Source organism: Achromobacter sp. MUI-25009338, from assembly GCF_057359325.1.
The window spans coordinates 4,995,354-5,014,235 of the sequence record NZ_CM170627.1; the positions used below are offsets into that span (position 1 = coordinate 4,995,354).

Sequence of the window (18,882 nt, forward strand, 5' to 3'; positions counted from 1 at the left end):
ATGACCGGGCGTCAATGATTTTTTTATCGACCGACACAAAATTCACGCCGCGGGTAAAATCCCGGCCATGGCAGAACGTGGGCGTCCTCGTAACTTCGACCGGGCCCAGGCCTTGCGCAAGGCCATGGATGTGTTCTGGTCGAAGGGATATGAAGCGGCATCGCTGACCGATCTGACGGAAGCGATGGGCATCAACTCGCCCAGTCTTTATGGCGCTTTCGGCTCGAAGGAAAGCCTGTTCCGCGAAGCGGTGGAGCTGTACCGCGAGACCGAGGGCGGCGCGGGCCGGCGCGCGCTGCAGGACGCGCCGACGGCGCGCGCGGCCATCGAGGCCATGCTGCTGGCCTCGGCCGAGCGCTTCACCGCGCCGGGCCATCCGCACGGATGCATGATCGTGCTGGGCGCGCCCGCGGGCTGCGTGAACCACGCCAGCGTGGGCGATTTCCTGAGCGACAGCCGCCGCGAGATGCAAGGCCGCATCCTGGCGCGCCTGCAGGCCGGCGCCGCCGCGGGCGAACTGCCGCCCGACGCGGATCTGAAGGCCCTGGCCGCGTTCTACACCACGGTGCTGCACGGCATGTCGATCCAGGCGCGCGACGGCGCGAGCCGCAAGACCTTGCAGGCGGTGGCGCGTCAGGCCATGTGCGCCTGGGACGCGCTGACCGCGACGCCCGCCTGAGTCTCCTTCTCCGTTATTTCTTGCCCGGCGCCGGCGCCTTGGGCGGCTTGCGCATCTGTTCCAGCAGCGGGCCGCAGGCGTTTTCTTCGTTGGCGCTGGGCGCGATCAGGGCCAGCAGGCCGGCCGCCGGCGTCAGCAGCACCCCCAGGGCCACCATGCCGGCGCCGCGCGCGGCCAGCGGCAGCGCGTGCACGCCCACGTCCGGCGAACCGAAGGTGCCCTTGACATACAGCGGCGAACGCAGCGAGAAGATGCGAAACCCCTTGCTGTCCGGCGTGACGTCCATGTTCAGCGTTTCGTTCTTGAAGTCGGCCGTGCCGGTGATGCTGATCAAGGCGTTTTCGGTGTCGAACACGAACACGCGCGGAGTCATGACGCCGTTCTTCATGGCCAGGTCGGCGGCGCCGCAATTGATCTTCACTTCGTCGTCGCCGAACAGCTTGGAGACGACGTAGTTGGCGACGTTCAGCCCGGCGATCTCCATCAGGCTGCGGCTGATGACGCCGTCGTTGACCAGCATCTTGACGTCGCCGGTGGCCGAGCCCAGCAGCGCGGCGACCGAGTTGCCGGTGCCGCTCACCGCCATGTCGCCGTTCAGTTCGCCCAATGTCTTCTGCATGGCGGGCGTGGCGGGAAAGAGCTGCTTGAGCCGCAGGCGGCGCGCATGCAGTTCCACGCGGCCGGTCAGGGGCGCGCCGGCGCCGTCGAGGCGGACCGTGGAATTGATGCTGCCGCCGGCCATGCCGAAGCGCAGCGGGTCCAGCGTGAGCTTGCCGTCCTGCAGGATCACGTGGACGCTGAGGTCGGACAGCGGCAGCTTGCTGTCGTGCACGATGCGGCCGGCCTCCAGCGCCACGTCGGCGTCCATGTCGCGCCAGCGGTCGGTGCGAAAAGCCTGGGTGGGCAGGACCTTGCCGCCCTTGGGCTTGGCCGGCGCGTCCTTGGATTTGTCGGTTTCGGCGCCGGCGACCTTGCCCGAAGGCACGCCGATCAGCGGCCCCAGGTCGGCCATGCGCAATTGCCTGGACGACAGCTTGCCGGTCAGCTTGGGCCGCGGCGCGCCCAGGGCGAAAGCGATGTCGCCGTGCAGGTCGCTGTTGCCGACCTTGCCGTTGAAGCCCTTGTAGTCGAACACCGCGCCGCCCGGGTTGCGCAGCTTGGCGACCAGGTGGCCGTCGGTCGAGTACGGCGGCGTGTCGGGCAGGGTGACGCCGGTAAGCGGGTACAGCTGGGCCATGGAGGCGCCCGACAGCTTGAGCCGCAGGTCCAGCGCGCCCAGGTTGGCGGGGTCGGTCAGGGTGCCGGCCACGGCAGCGCGGGTGCCGCCTATGGTCACGTCGGCCTGCACCGGGAAGGGCTGCTTGTCGTCCTGCAGCGCCAGCATGCCGCCGACCTTGCCTTCGCCCTTGGTGGCCAGGCCCTTGTACTTGCCCGCCACCTTCCAGCCGAAGACGTAGTCGCGCGGCGCGGCCTTGGCGTCCGCTTCCTGCTTGTCCGGCTCGCCGGCGAAAGCCGCGCCGGCCACGTCGGCGAACGGCACGGGCTTGCCCAGGGGGTCCACCTGCACGGTCAGGTCGGCCTTGAGGATTTCGTCGACCAGGCCGACGCGGCCCTTGTCGAAACCGATTTCGTTGATGTCCAGCACCCAGGGCGAGGGTTCGCCGGTCTCGGGCAGGGTGAATTCCCAGTTGGCGCGGCCGTCGGCCAGCCGTTCCAGGTCGGCGGCGGGCTCGGTCAGCTGGATGCGGCGGATGACCACGCGCTGGCGCAGCAGCGGCAGCGGCGCCAGGCTGAATTCGCCGCGCTTGAGGGTGGCGAACTGCGGCGCCTTGGCCCAGGGCGCGTTGCCCACCGAGATGTCGTTGGCGATGATGCGCGGCCACGGCACCCAGGCACGCCAGCCGCCTTCGTCGGGCTGGCGCTCCCACTTGACGGCGAGATCGCCGTTGATGGCGAAGGGGCGTCCGATCGCGGCGCTGACCCGTTCGTTGATCATGGGCCGGGCGCGGTTCCAGTCGAAAGTGGCGATCCCTACCGCGAGTATCGCCACGAGGAGCCCCGCTGCCCCTACAATCCCGATCGCTATTTTTCTTGAGCGCGTCATGGTCTTGATCCTTGCCGTTGCGGCCGGCCTACCGCTGCCGGCTTACGCTGCCCTTTAAGGGTAGCGCGCCCGGCAGCGCCCTTCGGGCCTACCGGCCCCATAATGTATGCGGATCTTTCCATGGCGAAACGCCCCCGCGGCGACGCAAGTCGCGTCTCGTCCGGCGTTTGCGCAGCAGGAAGCGTGCCGGCGGGCGAAGCGGGCGGTTACAAAATGAAGTCATGCCGCATACCCGCGGCGGGTGAATTTTTGGCGTCGGCATGGTTCAAATGTCCCAACCCTGGCGCCGTCCGGCCCCGCACGCCGTTTGGCTGATTAACCTGGAGGCCCGATGCGGCATTCGACCTTGATTTTCGTGGCGGCGGCGTTCGCGCTGCTGACGCTCAGCCGCCTGGCGCTGGCCGCGTGGCAGTACCGGCGCGTGCGCAACGCCCGGGGCCTGCTGCCGCTGCTGCTGGGCGGGCTGCGCATCGACGCGCACCAGATCGCGGTGCTGGCGGCGCTGCCGGCGGTGCTGTCGCCGCTGCTGGGTCATATACCACTGGCCGCCACGCTGGCCGGGTACTGGTATCTGGTCGCGTTCGTGCTGCTGGCCTTCCTGGAGGTGGCCACGCCGCCCTTCATCCTGGAATACGATTCGCGCCCCAACCGCCTGTTCGTCGAATACCTGAAGCACCCGCGCGAGGTCTCCGGCATGCTGTGGCGCGGCTACAAGACGGCGCTGCTGGGCGGGCTGGCCGCGCTGGCGCTGATCGGCTGGGCCGCTTACGGATTGTTCGGCCACGCCCGGCCGGACGCGCCGCTGACCTGGTGGCAGATGCCGCTGGCCAGCCTGGCGATCCTGGCGCTGGTGATCCTGGCCATCCGCGGCACCCTGGGCCACCGCCCGATCAACCCGTCCTCGGTGGCCTATTGCTCGGACGGCATGCTCAATACGCTGGCGCTGAATTCGCTCTACAACGTCTTCTATGCGGTCTACAGCATGAAGAACGAGAAGTCGGCCTCGGCCGTCTACGGCAACATGGACGACGACGAGATGCACCGGCTGGTGCTGGCGCAGGCCGGCCTGCCCCATCCTCCGGCCAACACCGACTATCCCAGCCTGCACCGCCAGCCCGCCAGCCGGCAGACCGCGCGCCCGCTCAACCTGGTGATCATCCTGGAGGAAAGCCTGGGCGCGCAGTACAGCGCCGCGCTGGGTGGGGCCAACCTGACGCCGGAGCTGGACGCGCTGGCGCGCGAGGCCTGGGCCTTCACCCGGGCCTACGCCACCGGCACGCGCTCGGTGCGCGGGCTGGAAGCGGTGACGACCGGCTTCCTGCCCACGCCGGCGCAGGCCGTGCTGAAGCTGCCGCGCTCGCAGCGCGGCTTCTTCTCGCTGGCCGACCTGCTGGGACGCCACGGCTACCATTCGCGCTTCATCTATGGCGGCGAATCGCACTTCGACAACATGAAGGGCTTTTTCCTGGGCAACGGCTTCCGGGAGATCGTGGACCGCGCCGACTTCGTCGAACCCGCGTTCGTGGGCACCTGGGGCGCCTCGGACGAGGACATGTTCAACCAGCTGGACCGGCTGCTGCGCGCCGACGCGGACCGGCCCACCTTCACGCTGGCCTTCAGCGTATCCAACCATTCGCCCTGGGAGTACCCGGCCGGACGCATCCAGACCGACGGCAACCCCGCCACGGTGGAAAACACGGTGCGTTATGCGGACTGGGCGCTGGGCCGCTTCTTCGAACGCGCCAAGGCCGCGCCCTACTGGGAAAACACCGTGTTCCTGATCGCCGCCGACCACGATTCGCGGGTCTTCGGCGCCAGCCTGGTGCCGGTGCGGCACTTTCACATCCCGGCCGTGATCCTGGGCGCCGGCATCGAAGCGCGCCGCGACGACCGCCTGATCAGCCAGGTCGACCTGCCGCCGACCCTGCTGTCGCTGATCGGCGTGGACACCGAACATCCGATGATCGGCCACGACCTGACCCGGAGTTCTCCCGGCCGGGCCATCATGCAGTACGACAACACCTATGGCTACCTGAAGGAAAACGAGCTGCTGGTGATGGCGCCCAACAAGACGCCGGTGCAGTACCGCTACACCGCGCCCGAAGACTACGCGCCCGTGGCGCTTGACCCCGCCCTGGCCCGCGAGGCGCTGGCGCATGCGCTGTGGCCGAGCTGGGCTTACCGGGAAGGCCGCTATTGCCTGCCCGGCGCCGTCGTACCCGGACCGGCCCCCTGAGCCGCTAGGCCGGCCGCTTGAACGCCTTGCGCGCCCGTTCGCTGGCCGCGTGGCAATGGCAGCCGGGGCTGTGGTCGTTCACCATGCCCACGGACTGCATGAACGCATAGACCGTGGTGGGCCCCACGAACTTCCAGCCCAGCTTCTTCAAGGCCTTGGACAGCGCATCCGATTGCGCCGAGGTGGATGCGCCATAGGTGGACGGCGCGCCGGGCGGAGCTTCGAAGCGCCACAGGTAGGCGCCCAGCGAGCCTTCGCGCTCGATCATTTCCAGCGCCCGGGCGGCGTTGTTGATCACGGCTTCGATCTTGCCGCGATGGCGCACGATGCCGGGATCGGCCAGCAGCGCCTGCACTTCCTTTTCGCCGAAGCGCGCCACCCTGGCCGGATCGAAACCGGCGAAACCGCGGCGGAACGCCTCGCGCTTGGCCAGGATGGTGCGCCAGCTCAGCCCGGACTGGAAACCCTCCAGGCAGAGCTGTTCGAACAGCGCGCGGTCGTCGGCTTCGGGGCGGCCCCATTCGGTGTCATGGTAGGCCATGTATTCGGCCGAGGTGTCGACCCAGCCGCAACGGGCCAGGCCGTCGGGGAATTCGGTTTTGGCGTTCAATTCGGGCTCCTGCGTTCGGCCTCAGATGCTACCGCAGCGGGCGCGAAAAAACCGTGGCGGGCGGGGCGCCTCTCCAGCTAATATTTGCACCCCGCCCGGGTTTTCGCCCCACTCGCGCCATGTCCCTGCTCGACTCCTCCCTCATCACCTTCGTCTCCCCCGCCGTCCTGGCCGGCGACGACCCGGCCGCCAATCCGTGCCTGGACTGCGGCGCATGCTGCGCGCATTTCCGGGTTTCGTTCTATTGCGGCGAACTCGCCGGCGAGAGCGGCGGCCAGGTCCCTGTCGAGCTGGTGACCCAGATGAGCCCGCTACGCGCCTGCATGAAAGGCACCGAAACCGGCGGCGGCCGCTGCATCGCGCTGCGCGGCGAACTGGGCCAGCCCGGCATCCATTGCGCCATCTACGAAAACCGCCCCACGCCGTGCCGGGAATTCGACATCTGGATGCCCGACGGCTCGCCCAATCCGGACTGCCAGCGGCTGCGGCTGGCGATCGGCCTGGCGCCGGTGCCGCCGCGCCCGGACGCCGAGAACGACCCGCAAGGGCCGATGCACCCCAACCAGCCGGCCGCGGCCTGAGCGCCCGTCTTTACCCGCGCCCGGCCAGGTAGCGGGTGGGCGTGGCGCCGAACGCCGCGCGGAAGCTGCCGATGAACGCGCTGGTGCTTTCGTATCCCACCGCCAGTCCGGCCTCGGTGACCGAACCGCCGCGGCACAGCAATTCCAGCGCGCGCAGCAGGCGGGCCCGTTGCCGCCACTGCCCCAGCGTGACGCCGGTTTCATGGCGGAAGCGCCGCATCAGGGTGCGCGAAGACATATTGAGCCGCTGAGCCCATTCGTCGATACCGGCGGTGTCGTCCGGGGTGTCGAGCAGCGTATGGGCCAGTTCCTGCAGGCGCGGATCGGTCGGCATGGGCAGCGGCACGGGTTCGTGCTCGCGCTGCCTCAGTTCTTCCAGCAGCACGTCGAACAGCTGCGCCTGGTAGGCCGGCGGCACCGCTTGCGCGTCGGGCCCGGTGAAGCGGTCGATCAGGGCCTCGACCAGCCTGGACGACGGCCACGACCGGCAGACCGGCGGCAGGCGCCCGCAGGCGTCGCGCCGCACGTACAGGAACGATCCGCGCGCCTCGCCGAACCAGCGCGCGCCATGCTGCACGTCGGGCGGAATCCAGCCCAGGCTGCCCGGCATCACCGTCCAGACCTCGGCGCCGGCCTGCACCACCACCAGGCCGGCGTGCACCAGCACCAGCATGCCCTCTTCATGGACGTGCTCGGGCACGGCGATGCCTTTGGATTCGCGCGGGCCATGGACGTTGAACGGCGTCAGCAATACGTCCGGCAAGGAAGGAACGGTGGCGACGTGGAGCATGGTTGGCAGGTTTGAGCTACAGGTTGACGGTTTCCGGCGAGCGGGAGTTTTTGAAAATGTACATCATTCTCATCAACGACTCCCGACCGAGATATTCCCATGGACCACACACCGTTGCGCCATGCCGGCATCAAAGCCACTTTCCCCCGGATGAAAATCCTGGACATTTTCCACCAGTACGCCGGCCTGCACCTGAGCGCGGCCGACGTCTACCGCTACCTGATTTCCGACCGCAGCAACATCGGCCTGGCCACGGTTTATCGCGTGATTACGCAACTTGAAGCCGTCGGCCTGCTCAAACGGACTCAGCTCGACACGCACACCACCGTGTACGAGCTCAACGACAAGGGGCATCACGACCACCTGGTCTGCACGCATTGCGGCCGCATCCTGGAGTCCAGCGACCCCGCCATGGCGCAGCTGGTCAGAAAGATCGCCAAGCGCAGCGGCTTCCTGCTGGATTCCTACAGCCTGGTGCTGTACGGCGCCTGCGGCTGCCGGCGCGATGCCCCCACCCCACTACATGGAGCCTTCGAATGAATCCAGAACAGTTTCGCTTCCACGACCTATCCCGCTTTCCCATCGTCACCTCGAAGCACGCCGGCGCGCCGGCCGGCTATTCGGCCGACTGGATACGCGAGATGGAATTGCTGGTGGACAATCCCCGCCCCTTCGTCATGGTGGTGCCCGACATGCAGCACGAAGCCGGCCAGGACGACCGCAAGGCCATGATCGAATGGCAGACCGTGAACATGCCGCGCCTGAAGGCCCGCTGCCGGGCGTTCATCGCGGTGGAAAGCAACGCCGAGATGCTGGGCAAGCTGCGCCAGCGCAGCGAGAAAATGACGCGCGCTTTCGGCCTGCCGTTCCTGGCGGTCGCGACCCGGGACCAGGCCACGCAGTGCGCGCGCGAACTGCTCGGCCAGAGCGGGCCGGGCGGCTTCATCGTGGACTGACCGCCCGCCGTCTCAATCGAGCGAGATGTTGTTGGCGCGGATGACCTTGCCCCAGCGCGCCGCTTCGGCGCGCGCCAGCGTATTGAAGGCCTCGGGCGAGCCCAGCAGGGGTTCGAAGCCGAAGTCCGTGAAACGCTTGACCACCGCCGGAGAAGTCAGCGCCGCGTTCAAGGCCAGATTCAGCCGCGCGACGACGTCCTGCGGCAGGCCCGCCGGGCCGAGCAGTCCCTGGAACGCGAAGACTTCGGCGTCCGGCACGCCCAGTTCCGCCAGCGTGGGCACGTTGGGCAGCAGCGGGGAACGCGCCTTGGAGCCGATGGCCAGCGGCCTGACCTTGCCCGCCTTGATGATCGAGCCGCCCGACGCGAGGTCCAGGAACATCACCGGCACCCGGCCGCCCAGCAGGTCCTGGATGGCCGGGGCGGCGCCCCGGTAGGGCACGTGAGTCATGCGGGTGCCGGTCTGGCGCTGCAGCAGCTCCATGGCCAGGCGGTGCGACGATCCATGTCCGGGCGACGCGTAGTCCAGCTTGCCCGGGGCTTCTTTCGCGATGGCCAGGAAAGCCTTGAAGTCCTTTGCCGGAAACTCCGGGCTGGCCACCAGCACCAGCGGAAACTTGCCGATGGCGCCGATATAGGTGAAGTCGTTTTCCGGACTGAAAGACAGCTTCTTGAACAGGTGCTCGTTGAAGGCCAACACGCCGCTGCCCGTGGACATGATGGTGTAGCCGTCGGGCTTGGCGTGGGACACGTATTCCGCGGCAATATTGGTTGCGCCTCCGGGCCGGTTCTCCACGATGATCTGCTGGCCCAGCATGGGCCGCATGGCCTCGGCCAGCGTGCGCGCCAGGGTGTCTGAGCCGCCGCCGGCGGAGTACGGCACCACCCACTTGATGACCTGGTTGGGATAGGTGCCCTGTGCGCGGGCCAGCGGGGCGGCGGCCATGGCCGTGACCGCGAGCGCTTCAAGAAAGTGGCGTCGGTTCAAGTCTGTCTCCTTGGCTAGTGCGGCCAACATGCGCGGGAGACTCGACCTGGCCGGTCGTCCGTCGGCGCGCCGCGATACTGGCTCGCGCCCATTCTGCAGAAAATCCCATGCCAATAAGTCCTGTTGGCATAGGACAGGATTTCCCGCGATGGCCGACGGCGTTTCGAAGCCTACGAATAGCTCAACCAGTCGCTGCCGTCCGCGAGCACCGACTCGACGGCGCCCATCATCCCCAGGAAAGGATGCGCCTCTCCCTCCCTGGTCTTGCACAGGGACAAATCGGAATGCGCGCAGTTCAGCAGAAACTGCGGGGCGCCTGCCATGGTAGGCACGCGCAGCAGCAAGGGGCCTTGTTCCAGCCACTTGCGGCCGAAGGCGCGGGTGACGCCGAGGTCGTGCGGCCAGAAACGCGGCGGCTCGGGACTGGCGATGCAGCGCGCCGGGACCTGCACTTCGAGCAGGCGATAGCCGCGCGGAAGTTCGTCGGGACGTCGAACCTCGACCAGGGCCAGGCGCGCGAGCAACGCGGCGACGGGAGACGCATCCAGCACGATGACCGGCGCGCCGGCGTGGGTCCAACGGCTCGCCAGGGGCGCCGTGCCGATCAGCGCGTCGCGGTTGCTCAAGCGCCAAAGTGTCGTCATATCAAGCTGCCTTCGTCGATCATGATCAGCCAACGTTCGAGCAAATCCGCTTCTCTCGCGGTGCGCGCCGAGTCCAGCGGCGCGCGGCCTTGCAGGCGGACCTTGGGCTGGTCCAGCCAGGCGCGGGCCGCGTCCCTATCGCCAAAGACCAACTCGGCCAGCCAGACGACGCGCAAGCCCCGGTACAGCGCGACGACATACTCGCGACTCATCGCGGCGGGCCCGGGTTGGGGCAACAGCCGCGCCAGGCGTTCCGGCGTGAGGCTGTCCTGGAGGGCGTCGAGCAGCGCCGGCCCGATGGCGACGGACCTGGGCGAGCTGACATAGCCCAGCGACGCCCGGATGCGCTGGTTGAGCCGGACGCGCGCGCCCTGCCCGGCATCGTCCTTATTGAACGGCCACCGGGGATGGAGGGGGGCTCGCCGCGCTGACTGCTGGATGAGATGCCGCCTCGAAAGCGGCGTTGACTTCCCCGCCATCGATACTGACTGTTCCGCCATTGATCAGACCCTCCAGGTAGGCGCGCGCGGCTTGCTGCTGGCGCTGGGTGCGCAACGCGGCGCGCAGTTGATCTTCCACTTGCGCCAGAGGTTGCGCCTGCGCTTCGCGGACGTCCACGACTTTGACGATGTGGATGCCGCCGGGCAGCTGGATCGGATCGCTGACCTCGCCCTCGGCCATTTTCTGCACGACTTCGCGCAGGCCCGGGATCAACTGCTGCAGCGCCATTTCGCCGCTGTCCCCGCCTTTTTCCGCGGTGGTCTTGTCTTGCGAGTACTCGCGCGCCAGGGCGGCGAAATCCGCTTTCTCGGCGCGGGCGCGCTTGACCAGATCGGCGGCCTGCTTGCTGGCGCGCGCCACGGCCTGCCCGTCGGTATACGGCGCGGCCAGGTAGATCTGGCTGATGCGATAGCGCGCCGGCACGGTCAGACGCGCCTTGTTCTGATCGTAGGCGGCCTGCAGTTCCTGCCGGGAAGGGTAGTCCGCGGGCGGTTCGCTGACAGAGTCCAGATAGGTTCGCAGCACGACCTGGTCGCGGGTCAGTTCCAGCGCGCGGCGAATCTCCGGGCGGCTGGCCCACCCCTGGTTGCCGGCTTGCGCGATCAGGGCCTTTTCGGCCAGGCGCGCGCGCAGCCACTGGTCCAGCGAGGCCCGGTCCGCCTGCAGCTGCGTCCGTTGCTCGATGGTCAGGCCGCGCAGGACGTCCTCGATGTCGGCCCGCGAGATCGAGACCTCGCCCAGCGTGGCGACAGGCTTGTCCGCAGGCGTCGCGGTCTGCCTGGCCGCCGGCGTCCCGTCGGCGCTGGCCTGCGCGGGTGCGGCGGCTTTTTCCGACGTTTTGGCCTGGGCTTCGCTCTTGTCGCCGCAGGCGCCCAGCAAGACCACGCTCAAACCCGCTGCCGCCACCGCGCGCAAGATATTGCATTCGTTCATAAACGTTCTCGAAAAGGACTGATCACGATCACGCGACGGCTTCCTGCGCCGCGTGGCTGGCCGCTCCCCCCTCTTCTTGCGCCGCGGCCCCGGCCGCCTCCGGCGGCTGCCCGCCCTCCTGCCGAACATACTGGCGCAGGAACATCAAGAACTCCTGCAGCAGGCGGTCCCACAGTTCGATCATGGCGCGCAGGTGGTTCTGGCTGACGCCGCCGGCGACGACCACGTCCATTTCCAGCACCAGGAAGGAGCCGCCCTGCACCGTCAGGCACGCAAAACGCTTGCCCACGTTCCATGAACCCACCAGGTCGTCGGGCAGTTCGCCCTGTACGTGCAGCGCACACCTGAACGTGTAGTCGACGAATTCGCCCTCCTTCGGCCCGGGGTTACCGAAACGCACGGAAAATCCCGCCCCTTGGCTGGCGCTCAGCAACTGCACCGGGCCGTTCTGATCGGAACGGCTCACTCGCAGGCCGGCGTCTTGCAGCAGCTCGGTCAGGCTGTCGGCCGTGACGGTCTGAATGAGAGAAGTGCTGTCAGTCATTGTGTGTTGCTTCCATGTAAGAAAAATGAAAACTCAATCCGCGGGCCTGGATTCCGCGGCGGCCGGCGGCTGGCGCGCGTCTCTAATGAACTGCGCGTCGTACAGCTTGTCGCCATAGGCCTGGGCCTGCTCGTCGAACAGGACTCGCGCCTTGCCGGCAAAGGGCTGCCGTATCTTCAGCATGTCGCCCGTGCCGAACGACTCGTAGGCCGCCAGCAGTTCTTTGCCGGCGGCATACATATCGGCGTTCTTGCTTTCGCACATCGTCAGCAGGCCTTCGCTTGCTTTGAGCGCGGTTTCGAGGCTGTTGCGCCTGGCCTCGCTGGCGCGCGCCATGCCCAGCAATTCGTCGTAGGCGCCGCGCACCTGGGCGGCATGCGCCTGGCTGGCGGCGACCTGTTCCCGGGCAGCTTCGCGCACCTGGTCCAACTTGCCGGCTTCGGTCTGCGCCGCCTCCAGCTTTTGCTGCAGTTGCTTGCCTTGGCCGCGCAGTTGCTCGATCTCTTTTTGCGCGGCGTCGCGTTGCGCTTCGGCCGTGCTTTTGGCGGCGTTGAGCTGGGCGCGTTCGCTTTGCAGCTGTTGCAGTTGTTGCGTGACGCTGCGCAGCTCGGTGCGCAGGCGCTCTTCCATGCTTTGCGCCTGGGCCGTCACGGGCGCGCCCAGGACCGCCGCGAGCGCGAGCCCCAATGCCGCCAGGCGGCCCGGCGCCTGCATGCGGGTACGAACTGAAGTTCTCATGTTTGCCTTTCCCATCAGAAGCGCGCGTTGATTTCCGCTTGCACGATGTCGACCGCGTACGGCGCGCCGTAGACTTCCTTGGAACTGGTCCAGCGCACCAGGCCGTAGACGTTGTCGTCAAAGGCGTAACCGCCGCCCAGGAAGTAGCCGCGCGCATTGGTGCCGCCCAGATGGAACGTGGAATCGTTGTAGCCGTCCGGCATGGCGTCGGGTTGGATGTACTTGTAGCCCGCGAACACCATCCAGTCGCCTTTGTTGCGCAAGTCCAGGCCGCGGCCCAACGCCGCCTGCAGCATCCAGGCATTGGGGCCGCTTTCTATCGACGCGCCGTTCGCGCCCGCGCGATTGTTGACGATGTTTCCGACACCGCCGGCGCGGCTGCGCATCTCGCCTTCGTCGTAGGCCAGGTTGCGCACGTAGTTGCCGTGCAGACGCAGGCCCAGACCGTCGAAAGCCTCGGTATCCCAGATGAGGTTCATATCGAGCAGGTTGAACTTCGAGGCCAGGCCGACGTATTGGTATTGGTCGTTGGCGGCGTTGGTCGGGTCCCCGGGAATGGCGGGAATCAGGTTGCGCAGCAGGAAGGCGGTGTTGCCTTGCTGCATGAAGGCCGGGCGCGACCAATCGGTATCGCAGACCGCGTAGTCGGTGCGGCAAGGCGACGACCGCTGACCGGAGATATTGTCAAAGCGGTAATACGCCAGGGAGCCGGTCAGCGTGTTGCGTTTATTGATTTCCCACTTGGCGCCGACCTGCGCGCCAAACAGCCACTTGTTCTCGGTCTCGCCTTCGCTCCAGCTGCTGTCGGACCACTTGCCGAAGGTCTGTTCCAGGGCAAATGCGCCCAGGGTGCCGAACATCGTGACCGGACGGTCGGCCAGGGCTTGCTTGAACACGGCCGAAACGCCGTCGAAGTTCAAGTCGTTCGAATACAGCATGTCGGTCGACAGGAAGGGGTTGGCGGCCCGGCCCGCCGTCATGTTGACCCACTCCCTGGGGCGATATGCGATGTACATCTGGTCCAGCCACACGTCTTTTTTGCTCATGCCGCCGCCCAGCGTCTGGGTGGTGGACACGGGGCTGTCATCGCTGCCCGAAGCCAGGCGCACGCCGGCCAGCCATTGATCCGAGATCTGGGCCTTGACGCCGAGGCGCGCGCGGACGCGCAGCATATTGCGACGATCCTGGCGGGTGTTGGTGTACGGGAAATCCAGCGAGTAATCCTGGCCGTTGGCGGTGATGCGGATCGGGCCGTTGTTGTTCCACGCGTTGAAGTTGATGATGTTGTCGGCGTTGTACGAGTCGTACAGGCGCGACTCGTAGCGCGCCCGCACGTCGCCTTCGACCGTGATGCGGGAGACCCAGTCGGGAAAGGTATTGGGCTGGGCCCAGTTCTCGGCCTTGGCCTGGACCATGACCTCTTGCTTGACCTCGTCGCGGATGCTGGCGCGCACGGACTCGGGGATGTAGGGCACGCGCACGTCGCCCGGCTGGGCGATAGCGGCGCCCGCCGCGCCGATCTGGGCCGTCTGCGCCGTCTGGGTCTTTTGGGCCTGGGCGGCTTCGGCCTCGGCCTGCCTGACCAGGGCGTCGGCCTGCTCCTGCTTGAGCACGCCCTGCTCGACCAGCATGCGGATCAGGTTGATCGTGGCGTTGGAGGAGGTCTGCGCCTGCGCGGCGCCAGGGTTCGCGCCCATCACCATAGCGACGGCCAATGCAACGGCCAATCGTGTGGATTCAAATTTCATCTTCAAACTCCGAATCTAGGAATCACGTTCAGGACAATGCGGTCAGGATGGGCGGCGGCCCGACAAGGACGCGCGGATGGGCATGCTGACCGAGGCTGGCGGACGTTCGCCCACGGAGGGCACGGCGCGCAGCGCGGCTATCACTTTTTCGTCGATCTCGGCATCGCCGCTGGAACGGGTCAGCTCGACGCGCAGGATCTGCCCGGCCTGGTTCAGCCAGATGTCGACGTTCATGCGGAAAATCAGATTGCGAGTCCGATCGTCCTCGCGCAGGATCTTCTGCAGGGCGTAGGCCATGTACTGGCTGTAAGTGGCGTTGCCGGCGCGGCCGCCGCCAGAGCCCGACATGCCGCGCCCTTGGCCCGCGCCGATATTGAAGGCGTCGCTGCCCGCCTGCGAATCGGCGTCCATCTGCATGGGGTCGGCCAGATCGTCCGACGGCGAAGGCGGCGCGTTGTCCTCGGGCTTGGGCGCTTCTTCCATCGGCTCGGGCTCGGGCTGCGGTTCCGGCTCGACCACTTCTTCCGGCTTTGTCTCGGGCTCGGGCGGCGGCTGTTCGGGTTCCGGAGGCGGCGGCGGAGGCGGCGGCAGCGGAATGATCGCGGGCACCTGCGGCGCCTGTCGCTTCACGCCCGCCATATCGTTGGCCCATTGCCAGGCGAAATAGCCCAGCGCGGCCAGCACCGCCACGATCCCCACGCCCTTGGCGATGCGGACCGCCCGGCGCTTGCCCTTGCGTTCGGCTGGATCAGGAAAGTTCGACGACATGTTGCGCGCTCTAAGGGGTCGGCTTGCCGGTTACCAGGCCAACCTGGGAGAGTTCGAGACGGCGCAGCAGATCCAGTACCTCGACCACTTTCTGGTACTGCACGACGGCGTCGCCGCGCACGATGATCGGAAAGTCCGGATTCAGCGCCTTCTCGGTGCGCAGACGGTCTTCCAGCTCCTGCAGGGTCACCGGATAGGCGTCCAGGAACACCTGGCCGGCCTCGTTGATGGAAATGGCCTTGGTCTTGGGCTGGGCCAGCGACACCGTGCTGCTGGCCTTGGGCAGCTTGACCTGGATGCCGGAGATCTGGGCGGTGGCGGTCAGGATGAACATGACCAGCACCACCATAAGCACGTCGACCAGCGGCGTGATGTTGATGCCGTCGACGGGCGCGCCGTCATCGTCATCGCTCGTGGACACGGATGCCATGTCGAATCTCCTTAAGCAGCGCGAGCGATTTCGGCGACCTGGCTTTCGCCATGCACCTCGGCCAGGCGGGTCACGAACTCATCGACGAACACGCGCATGTCGGCGCCCACGTCCTTGTTGCGACCCTGCAGCCGGTTGTAGCCAAACAGCGCCGGGATCGCGACGAACAGCCCCATGGCGGTAGCCAGCAGCGCGGCCGCCATGCCCGGCGCGATGGCGTTGATGTTCACGTCGCCCGCCATGGCGGTGCCCAGGAACACCACCATGATCCCCAGCACCGTGCCCAGCAGGCCGATGTACGGGCCGCCGGCGATGGCGTTGGACAGCACCCCCATGCGGCGGCCCAGCGTCTGCGCTTCTCTGGTGCGAACGGCGTCCATGGAAGCGCGGATGGCTTCTATGGTGGCGCCGGAGATCGACGAGGTGTCGGCGCCCTGCGCACGGCGCACCCGCAGTTCGTTGACGGCGACTTCGTACAGACGCCACAGCGGAGCCTCGCCCAAGGCGCCCTTCAGCGCAGCGTCGTCCATCAGCATCTCAAGACGGTTGCCGACCTTGGAGAAAGCCTGGCGAAACCGGGCATTGCCTTCTTCCACGCGCGCAACCTTGCGGTTCTTGGAGATCATGACCACCCACGACTGGATCATCATGAAGACCAGCACGGCGATCACGATCCAGGCGTCCAGCGGGACGGCATTGAGCAGATAGCCCAGGCCGCCAAAGCCGAAGCCCGATTGCTCTTCGTCGGCGCCGTAGGCCACCAGGCGCGACTCGGCGCCCTGGGCCAACGCGTCGGCCCTGATGACCGCCGCCGGACGCGCGATCTTGGAGATGCGGATTTCGTCGATGGCCCCGATGAAAGGCGTGTAAACCACGGCAGGCGCTACAGGCGCGGCGGCTTGCGCGTCAGCGGCGGGAACAGCCGTCGCCGCATCGCCTTCGGCGGGCGCGGCAGCAGGAACCGCCGCCGCGGCCCCGGGCACGTTGCCGCCGATCGCGGCGACCGTGTTCAGCGCGGGCAGGCTGACGCCCAGGGTGGCGGCGGGCTGCCCGTTGACGTACAGCACGACCTGCCTGCCATCGGCGGTCACGGCCAGGTGTTGCCAGGCGGCCGGCGACAGCGGTTGGCCGGGTTGCGAGCGCTGGCCGCTGACCTCGACAAAGGGCACGCCATTGTCCAAGCCGATCAGCAGCGAATTGCCGCCATCGCGACGGGCATAGACGAGCTGCGTGCCGGCGGGCTGGTCGGCGCGCACCCAGGCGCTGAAAGTGAAGGCGCCGGCGGAAGGCAGCGCCATCGAGGGACTGGCGGGCAGCATCAGCGGCGCGCCGCCGGAGAACTGCGCGGCCCGACCGATCACGCCGTCCACCAGGCCGTTCGGCGCGGTCTGCGCGTGGTTGCTGTAGGCGGTGGCATCGCGCGGCGGCGCGTCGGGCGCGCCGTTGAAGTGGTACACCAGCGTGTAGTTGGGGTCGAAAGCCAACTGGCCGTTGGAAGTCGCCGGCGCCTGCTGGTTGCCGTAGTACATCCAGATATCCTGGCGCTGCGCGCCCACGACCTCCGGAATGTCGACCCAGACCAGCGCCATGCCCAAGAGCGGATCGAAGCTTTCGATCTGATGGTTCAGCACGGTCTTGTCGTCGCTGGCGACAAAGCGCAGGTCCGAGCCGTTTTCATTGACGCCGTCAAAGGCGAAGTTGCCGGTGTGCAGGCGCACCAGCAGCGGCACGCGGCCCACGTTGTCATTGATGGCGCCGGCCTGCGCCGTCGTATCCACCGAGATCTGCTTGCGAAAGTTCCAATCCGCCTGCCACCAAGCCTTGGCGGTCAGCGGGAACGCGCTGACGACCAGGGTCAGCATCAGAAAGAGTAAGCGTTGCATGGTAGTCGTGCTCCGGAAGGCCTTCATCCGTATGGGTTAATAGGTGGCGCGCAGATTGAAGTTGAGGCGCGAATCGTTTTTCTTGGTGACGTCGCCGTCGCGCAGGGCATAGCCCCAGCTAAGGCCGCCGTACAGCCAGTCGAAAACCTGTATGCGGGTACCCAGGCCGACGCTGGCCAGGCCAAAGGAATGCTGTTGCTCGGGCAGCGGATCGCGCAGGCGCAGGAATGCCCAATCGGCGAAAGCGAAGAAGCGCCATTCATTCACGAGCGGGCCGGTCCAGCGCGACAGCGATGGCGTGCGCAATTCAAGCGACGCCATCAGGCCTTCATCGGCCGCGCGTTCCGCGGCCAGGTAGCCCCGCACGCTGGTCGCGCCGCCAGCCGAGAACTGCTCGTTGGACACCAGCGCGCCCGACGCCAGCTGGAAGCCGCCGCGCGCAAACAGCTGCCAATCGCGGCCAAAGTTCTGGGTGTGGGTCAGATCGCCGCGCAACAGCGCGAAGCTGGGGCTGGCCATGTAGCGCTTGTAGTCGAAGTCTTCTTCGCTGCTGCCCACGCCGAACATGCTGCGCGAGGCCGCGACCAGGCTCATGCTGACCGAGCTCTGCGCAATCTCCGTATAGCGATAGCCGTCGTACGACAGCGTGAACGGCAGATACTTGAGCGGCACGCGATCGCGATCATCGCCGAAACGGATCTGCTCGTCGAAATCCTTGTAGTCCAGGCCGAAGGAGAAACTGTTGTACCAATTGCCCAACGGCTCCATGCTGTAGGTCGCCATCGCGCCAAACGAGTGGCCGCGGCCCAGCACATTGGTGCCCCCGATGGTGGCCACGTCGCTGTCGGACTTGTAGCCCGCGAATTGCAGGCTCCAGCGGTCGGACAGGGGCATGGAGTACGAGCCCGACCAAACCCGGGCGTTGGACGGTTCCTGGGGCGCGGTGAAAAAGGTCAGCGAGAATGCATGGCCGCGCTGCCACAGGTTGTCATGGCCGAGCGTGAACATGGCGCGCAGCTTCTCGGTGTCGGCGCTGTAATCGTTGTTCAGGCCCGCGCTGGCGCTCCAGGGGCTTTTGTCTTCGACCTTGAGGTCGACGTCCATGGTGCCGGGGAACTTGCCCTCCCGCACCAGCGGCATGACCTGGCGGCTGGACGTACGGTTGAGCGCCGTCAGCTCGACCTGCGCCTTATTGAAGTTGGGCACCTCGCCTTCCTGCAGCGCCGGCACCTCTTCGCGGATCTCCAGCGGCGAATAGTGCTGCGCGCCCACCACGCGCAAACGCCCCACCTTGGTCTCGGTCACCTGCAGAATCACGACCCCGCCCGTCACCTGCTGCTCGGGCAGGTCGACGTACACGGATTGATAACCTTTCTGGTGATAGCTGTCTTGCAAAGCATTACGGGCCGACTCGATGTCGGACATCGTGCGTTCAGGCCCGAGGAATGGGTAGACGGCTTTTTCGATATCGGTCGCGTTGAGCACCGAGTTGCCGCGCACGATGTATTCGCTGATGTTGACGCGGCGCTCGTCCGTTTGCCGGGAAGGCGGCGCGGCAGCCTCGTCTGCGCCATCCTGGGCGTGGGCGCCGGGCTGCATGCCCAGCGCCAGCAATGCCGCGCCCAAGACCTTGAACCACACGCCCTGTCCTGCGTTTTTCAACTGATGCATGGAACCGCACTCAATACCGGTTGGTTTAGGAATGGAGACAGCCGTGGCTCGGGCAGATACGCCAGCAAACCGGCTGTCA

At 67.0% G+C, this 18,882-nt stretch carries 19 protein-coding genes; 5 read left to right on the plus strand and 14 right to left on the minus strand.

Annotated features, from left to right (window positions below):
* The first annotated feature begins 67 nt into the window (after positions 1-67).
* Complete coding sequence (locus AC1IQ6_RS23610; protein WP_102775459.1) at positions 68-679, plus strand: TetR/AcrR family transcriptional regulator; 612 nt, start codon at positions 68-70, stop codon at positions 677-679.
* A 13-nt stretch (positions 680-692) separates the two neighbouring features.
* Here the strand turns inward: AC1IQ6_RS23610 and AC1IQ6_RS23615 are convergent, their stop codons facing one another.
* On the minus strand, positions 693-2,783 hold the full coding sequence (locus tag AC1IQ6_RS23615) for an AsmA family protein (protein WP_102775458.1): 2,091 nt from the start codon (positions 2,781-2,783) through the stop codon (positions 693-695).
* A 331-nt stretch (positions 2,784-3,114) separates the two neighbouring features.
* On the opposite strand from AC1IQ6_RS23615, the gene AC1IQ6_RS23620 reads away from it, so the two are divergent.
* A complete protein-coding gene (locus tag AC1IQ6_RS23620; protein ID WP_209166223.1) occupies positions 3,115-5,019 on the plus strand; it encodes an LTA synthase family protein in 1,905 nt (634 codons plus the stop codon).
* A 4-nt stretch (positions 5,020-5,023) separates the two neighbouring features.
* Here the strand turns inward: AC1IQ6_RS23620 and AC1IQ6_RS23625 are convergent, their stop codons facing one another.
* Positions 5,024-5,629 carry a DNA-3-methyladenine glycosylase I gene (locus tag AC1IQ6_RS23625; RefSeq protein WP_102775456.1) on the minus strand — a complete coding sequence of 202 codons (606 nt, stop codon included), beginning with the start codon at positions 5,627-5,629 and terminating at the stop codon, positions 5,024-5,026.
* A gap of 119 nt (positions 5,630-5,748) precedes the next feature.
* Between AC1IQ6_RS23625 and AC1IQ6_RS23630 the strand changes: the two genes are divergently transcribed.
* Positions 5,749-6,210: a YkgJ family cysteine cluster protein gene (locus AC1IQ6_RS23630; protein ID WP_102775455.1), complete on the plus strand. Its 462-nt coding sequence runs from the start codon at positions 5,749-5,751 to the stop codon at positions 6,208-6,210.
* A 10-nt stretch (positions 6,211-6,220) separates the two neighbouring features.
* On the opposite strand, the gene AC1IQ6_RS23635 is transcribed toward AC1IQ6_RS23630, so the two are convergent.
* Positions 6,221-7,000 (minus strand): helix-turn-helix domain-containing protein, encoded by a 780-nt coding sequence (locus tag AC1IQ6_RS23635; RefSeq protein ID WP_102775454.1) that lies wholly within the window; start codon positions 6,998-7,000, stop codon positions 6,221-6,223.
* A gap of 99 nt (positions 7,001-7,099) precedes the next feature.
* On the opposite strand from AC1IQ6_RS23635, the gene AC1IQ6_RS23640 reads away from it, so the two are divergent.
* Complete coding sequence (locus tag AC1IQ6_RS23640; protein WP_102775453.1) at positions 7,100-7,540, plus strand: Fur family transcriptional regulator; 441 nt, start codon at positions 7,100-7,102, stop codon at positions 7,538-7,540.
* A complete protein-coding gene (locus AC1IQ6_RS23645; RefSeq protein WP_102775452.1) occupies positions 7,537-7,956 on the plus strand; it encodes a hypothetical protein in 420 nt (139 codons plus the stop codon). Before AC1IQ6_RS23640 ends, AC1IQ6_RS23645 begins: the two co-directional genes overlap by 4 nt.
* A gap of 12 nt (positions 7,957-7,968) precedes the next feature.
* Here the strand turns inward: AC1IQ6_RS23645 and AC1IQ6_RS23650 are convergent, their stop codons facing one another.
* The 11 genes from AC1IQ6_RS23650 to AC1IQ6_RS23700 all read right to left on the minus strand — a co-directional run bounded on the left by AC1IQ6_RS23650 (position 7,969) and on the right by AC1IQ6_RS23700 (position 18,803).
* Positions 7,969-8,943 (minus strand): Bug family tripartite tricarboxylate transporter substrate binding protein, encoded by a 975-nt coding sequence (locus tag AC1IQ6_RS23650; protein ID WP_485865387.1) that lies wholly within the window; start codon positions 8,941-8,943, stop codon positions 7,969-7,971.
* Between the two features lie 170 nt (positions 8,944-9,113).
* Complete coding sequence (locus tag AC1IQ6_RS23655; protein ID WP_102775450.1) at positions 9,114-9,569, minus strand: RES domain-containing protein; 456 nt, start codon at positions 9,567-9,569, stop codon at positions 9,114-9,116.
* A 14-nt stretch (positions 9,570-9,583) separates the two neighbouring features.
* The gene (locus AC1IQ6_RS23660) at positions 9,584-9,799 is read right to left on the minus strand and encodes an MbcA/ParS/Xre antitoxin family protein (protein WP_168202231.1); all 216 of its coding nucleotides are present in this window, start codon (positions 9,797-9,799) and stop codon (positions 9,584-9,586) included.
* Positions 9,800-9,974: 175 nt separating this feature from the next.
* The gene (locus AC1IQ6_RS23665) at positions 9,975-11,021 is read right to left on the minus strand and encodes a peptidylprolyl isomerase (protein ID WP_485865388.1); all 1,047 of its coding nucleotides are present in this window, start codon (positions 11,019-11,021) and stop codon (positions 9,975-9,977) included.
* Positions 11,022-11,049: 28 nt separating this feature from the next.
* Positions 11,050-11,565: a YbjN domain-containing protein gene (locus tag AC1IQ6_RS23670; protein ID WP_485865389.1), complete on the minus strand. Its 516-nt coding sequence runs from the start codon at positions 11,563-11,565 to the stop codon at positions 11,050-11,052.
* A 33-nt stretch (positions 11,566-11,598) separates the two neighbouring features.
* Positions 11,599-12,303, minus strand: coding sequence for a DNA repair protein (locus tag AC1IQ6_RS23675; protein WP_168202229.1), 705 nt, complete (start codon positions 12,301-12,303; stop codon positions 11,599-11,601).
* Positions 12,304-12,317: 14 nt separating this feature from the next.
* Positions 12,318-14,051: a putative porin gene (locus AC1IQ6_RS23680; RefSeq protein ID WP_102775446.1), complete on the minus strand. Its 1,734-nt coding sequence runs from the start codon at positions 14,049-14,051 to the stop codon at positions 12,318-12,320.
* 42 nt (positions 14,052-14,093) lie between these two features.
* Positions 14,094-14,819 (minus strand): energy transducer TonB family protein, encoded by a 726-nt coding sequence (locus tag AC1IQ6_RS23685; RefSeq protein WP_102775445.1) that lies wholly within the window; start codon positions 14,817-14,819, stop codon positions 14,094-14,096.
* Positions 14,820-14,829: 10 nt separating this feature from the next.
* Positions 14,830-15,249, minus strand: coding sequence for an ExbD/TolR family protein (locus AC1IQ6_RS23690; RefSeq protein ID WP_102775444.1), 420 nt, complete (start codon positions 15,247-15,249; stop codon positions 14,830-14,832).
* Positions 15,250-15,260: 11 nt separating this feature from the next.
* The gene (locus AC1IQ6_RS23695; protein WP_111826378.1) at positions 15,261-17,132 is read right to left on the minus strand and encodes a DUF2341 domain-containing protein; all 1,872 of its coding nucleotides are present in this window, start codon (positions 17,130-17,132) and stop codon (positions 15,261-15,263) included.
* Between the two features lie 36 nt (positions 17,133-17,168).
* A complete protein-coding gene (locus AC1IQ6_RS23700; RefSeq protein ID WP_479730513.1) occupies positions 17,169-18,803 on the minus strand; it encodes a ShlB/FhaC/HecB family hemolysin secretion/activation protein in 1,635 nt (544 codons plus the stop codon).
* Positions 18,804-18,882: the final 79 nt, after the last annotated feature.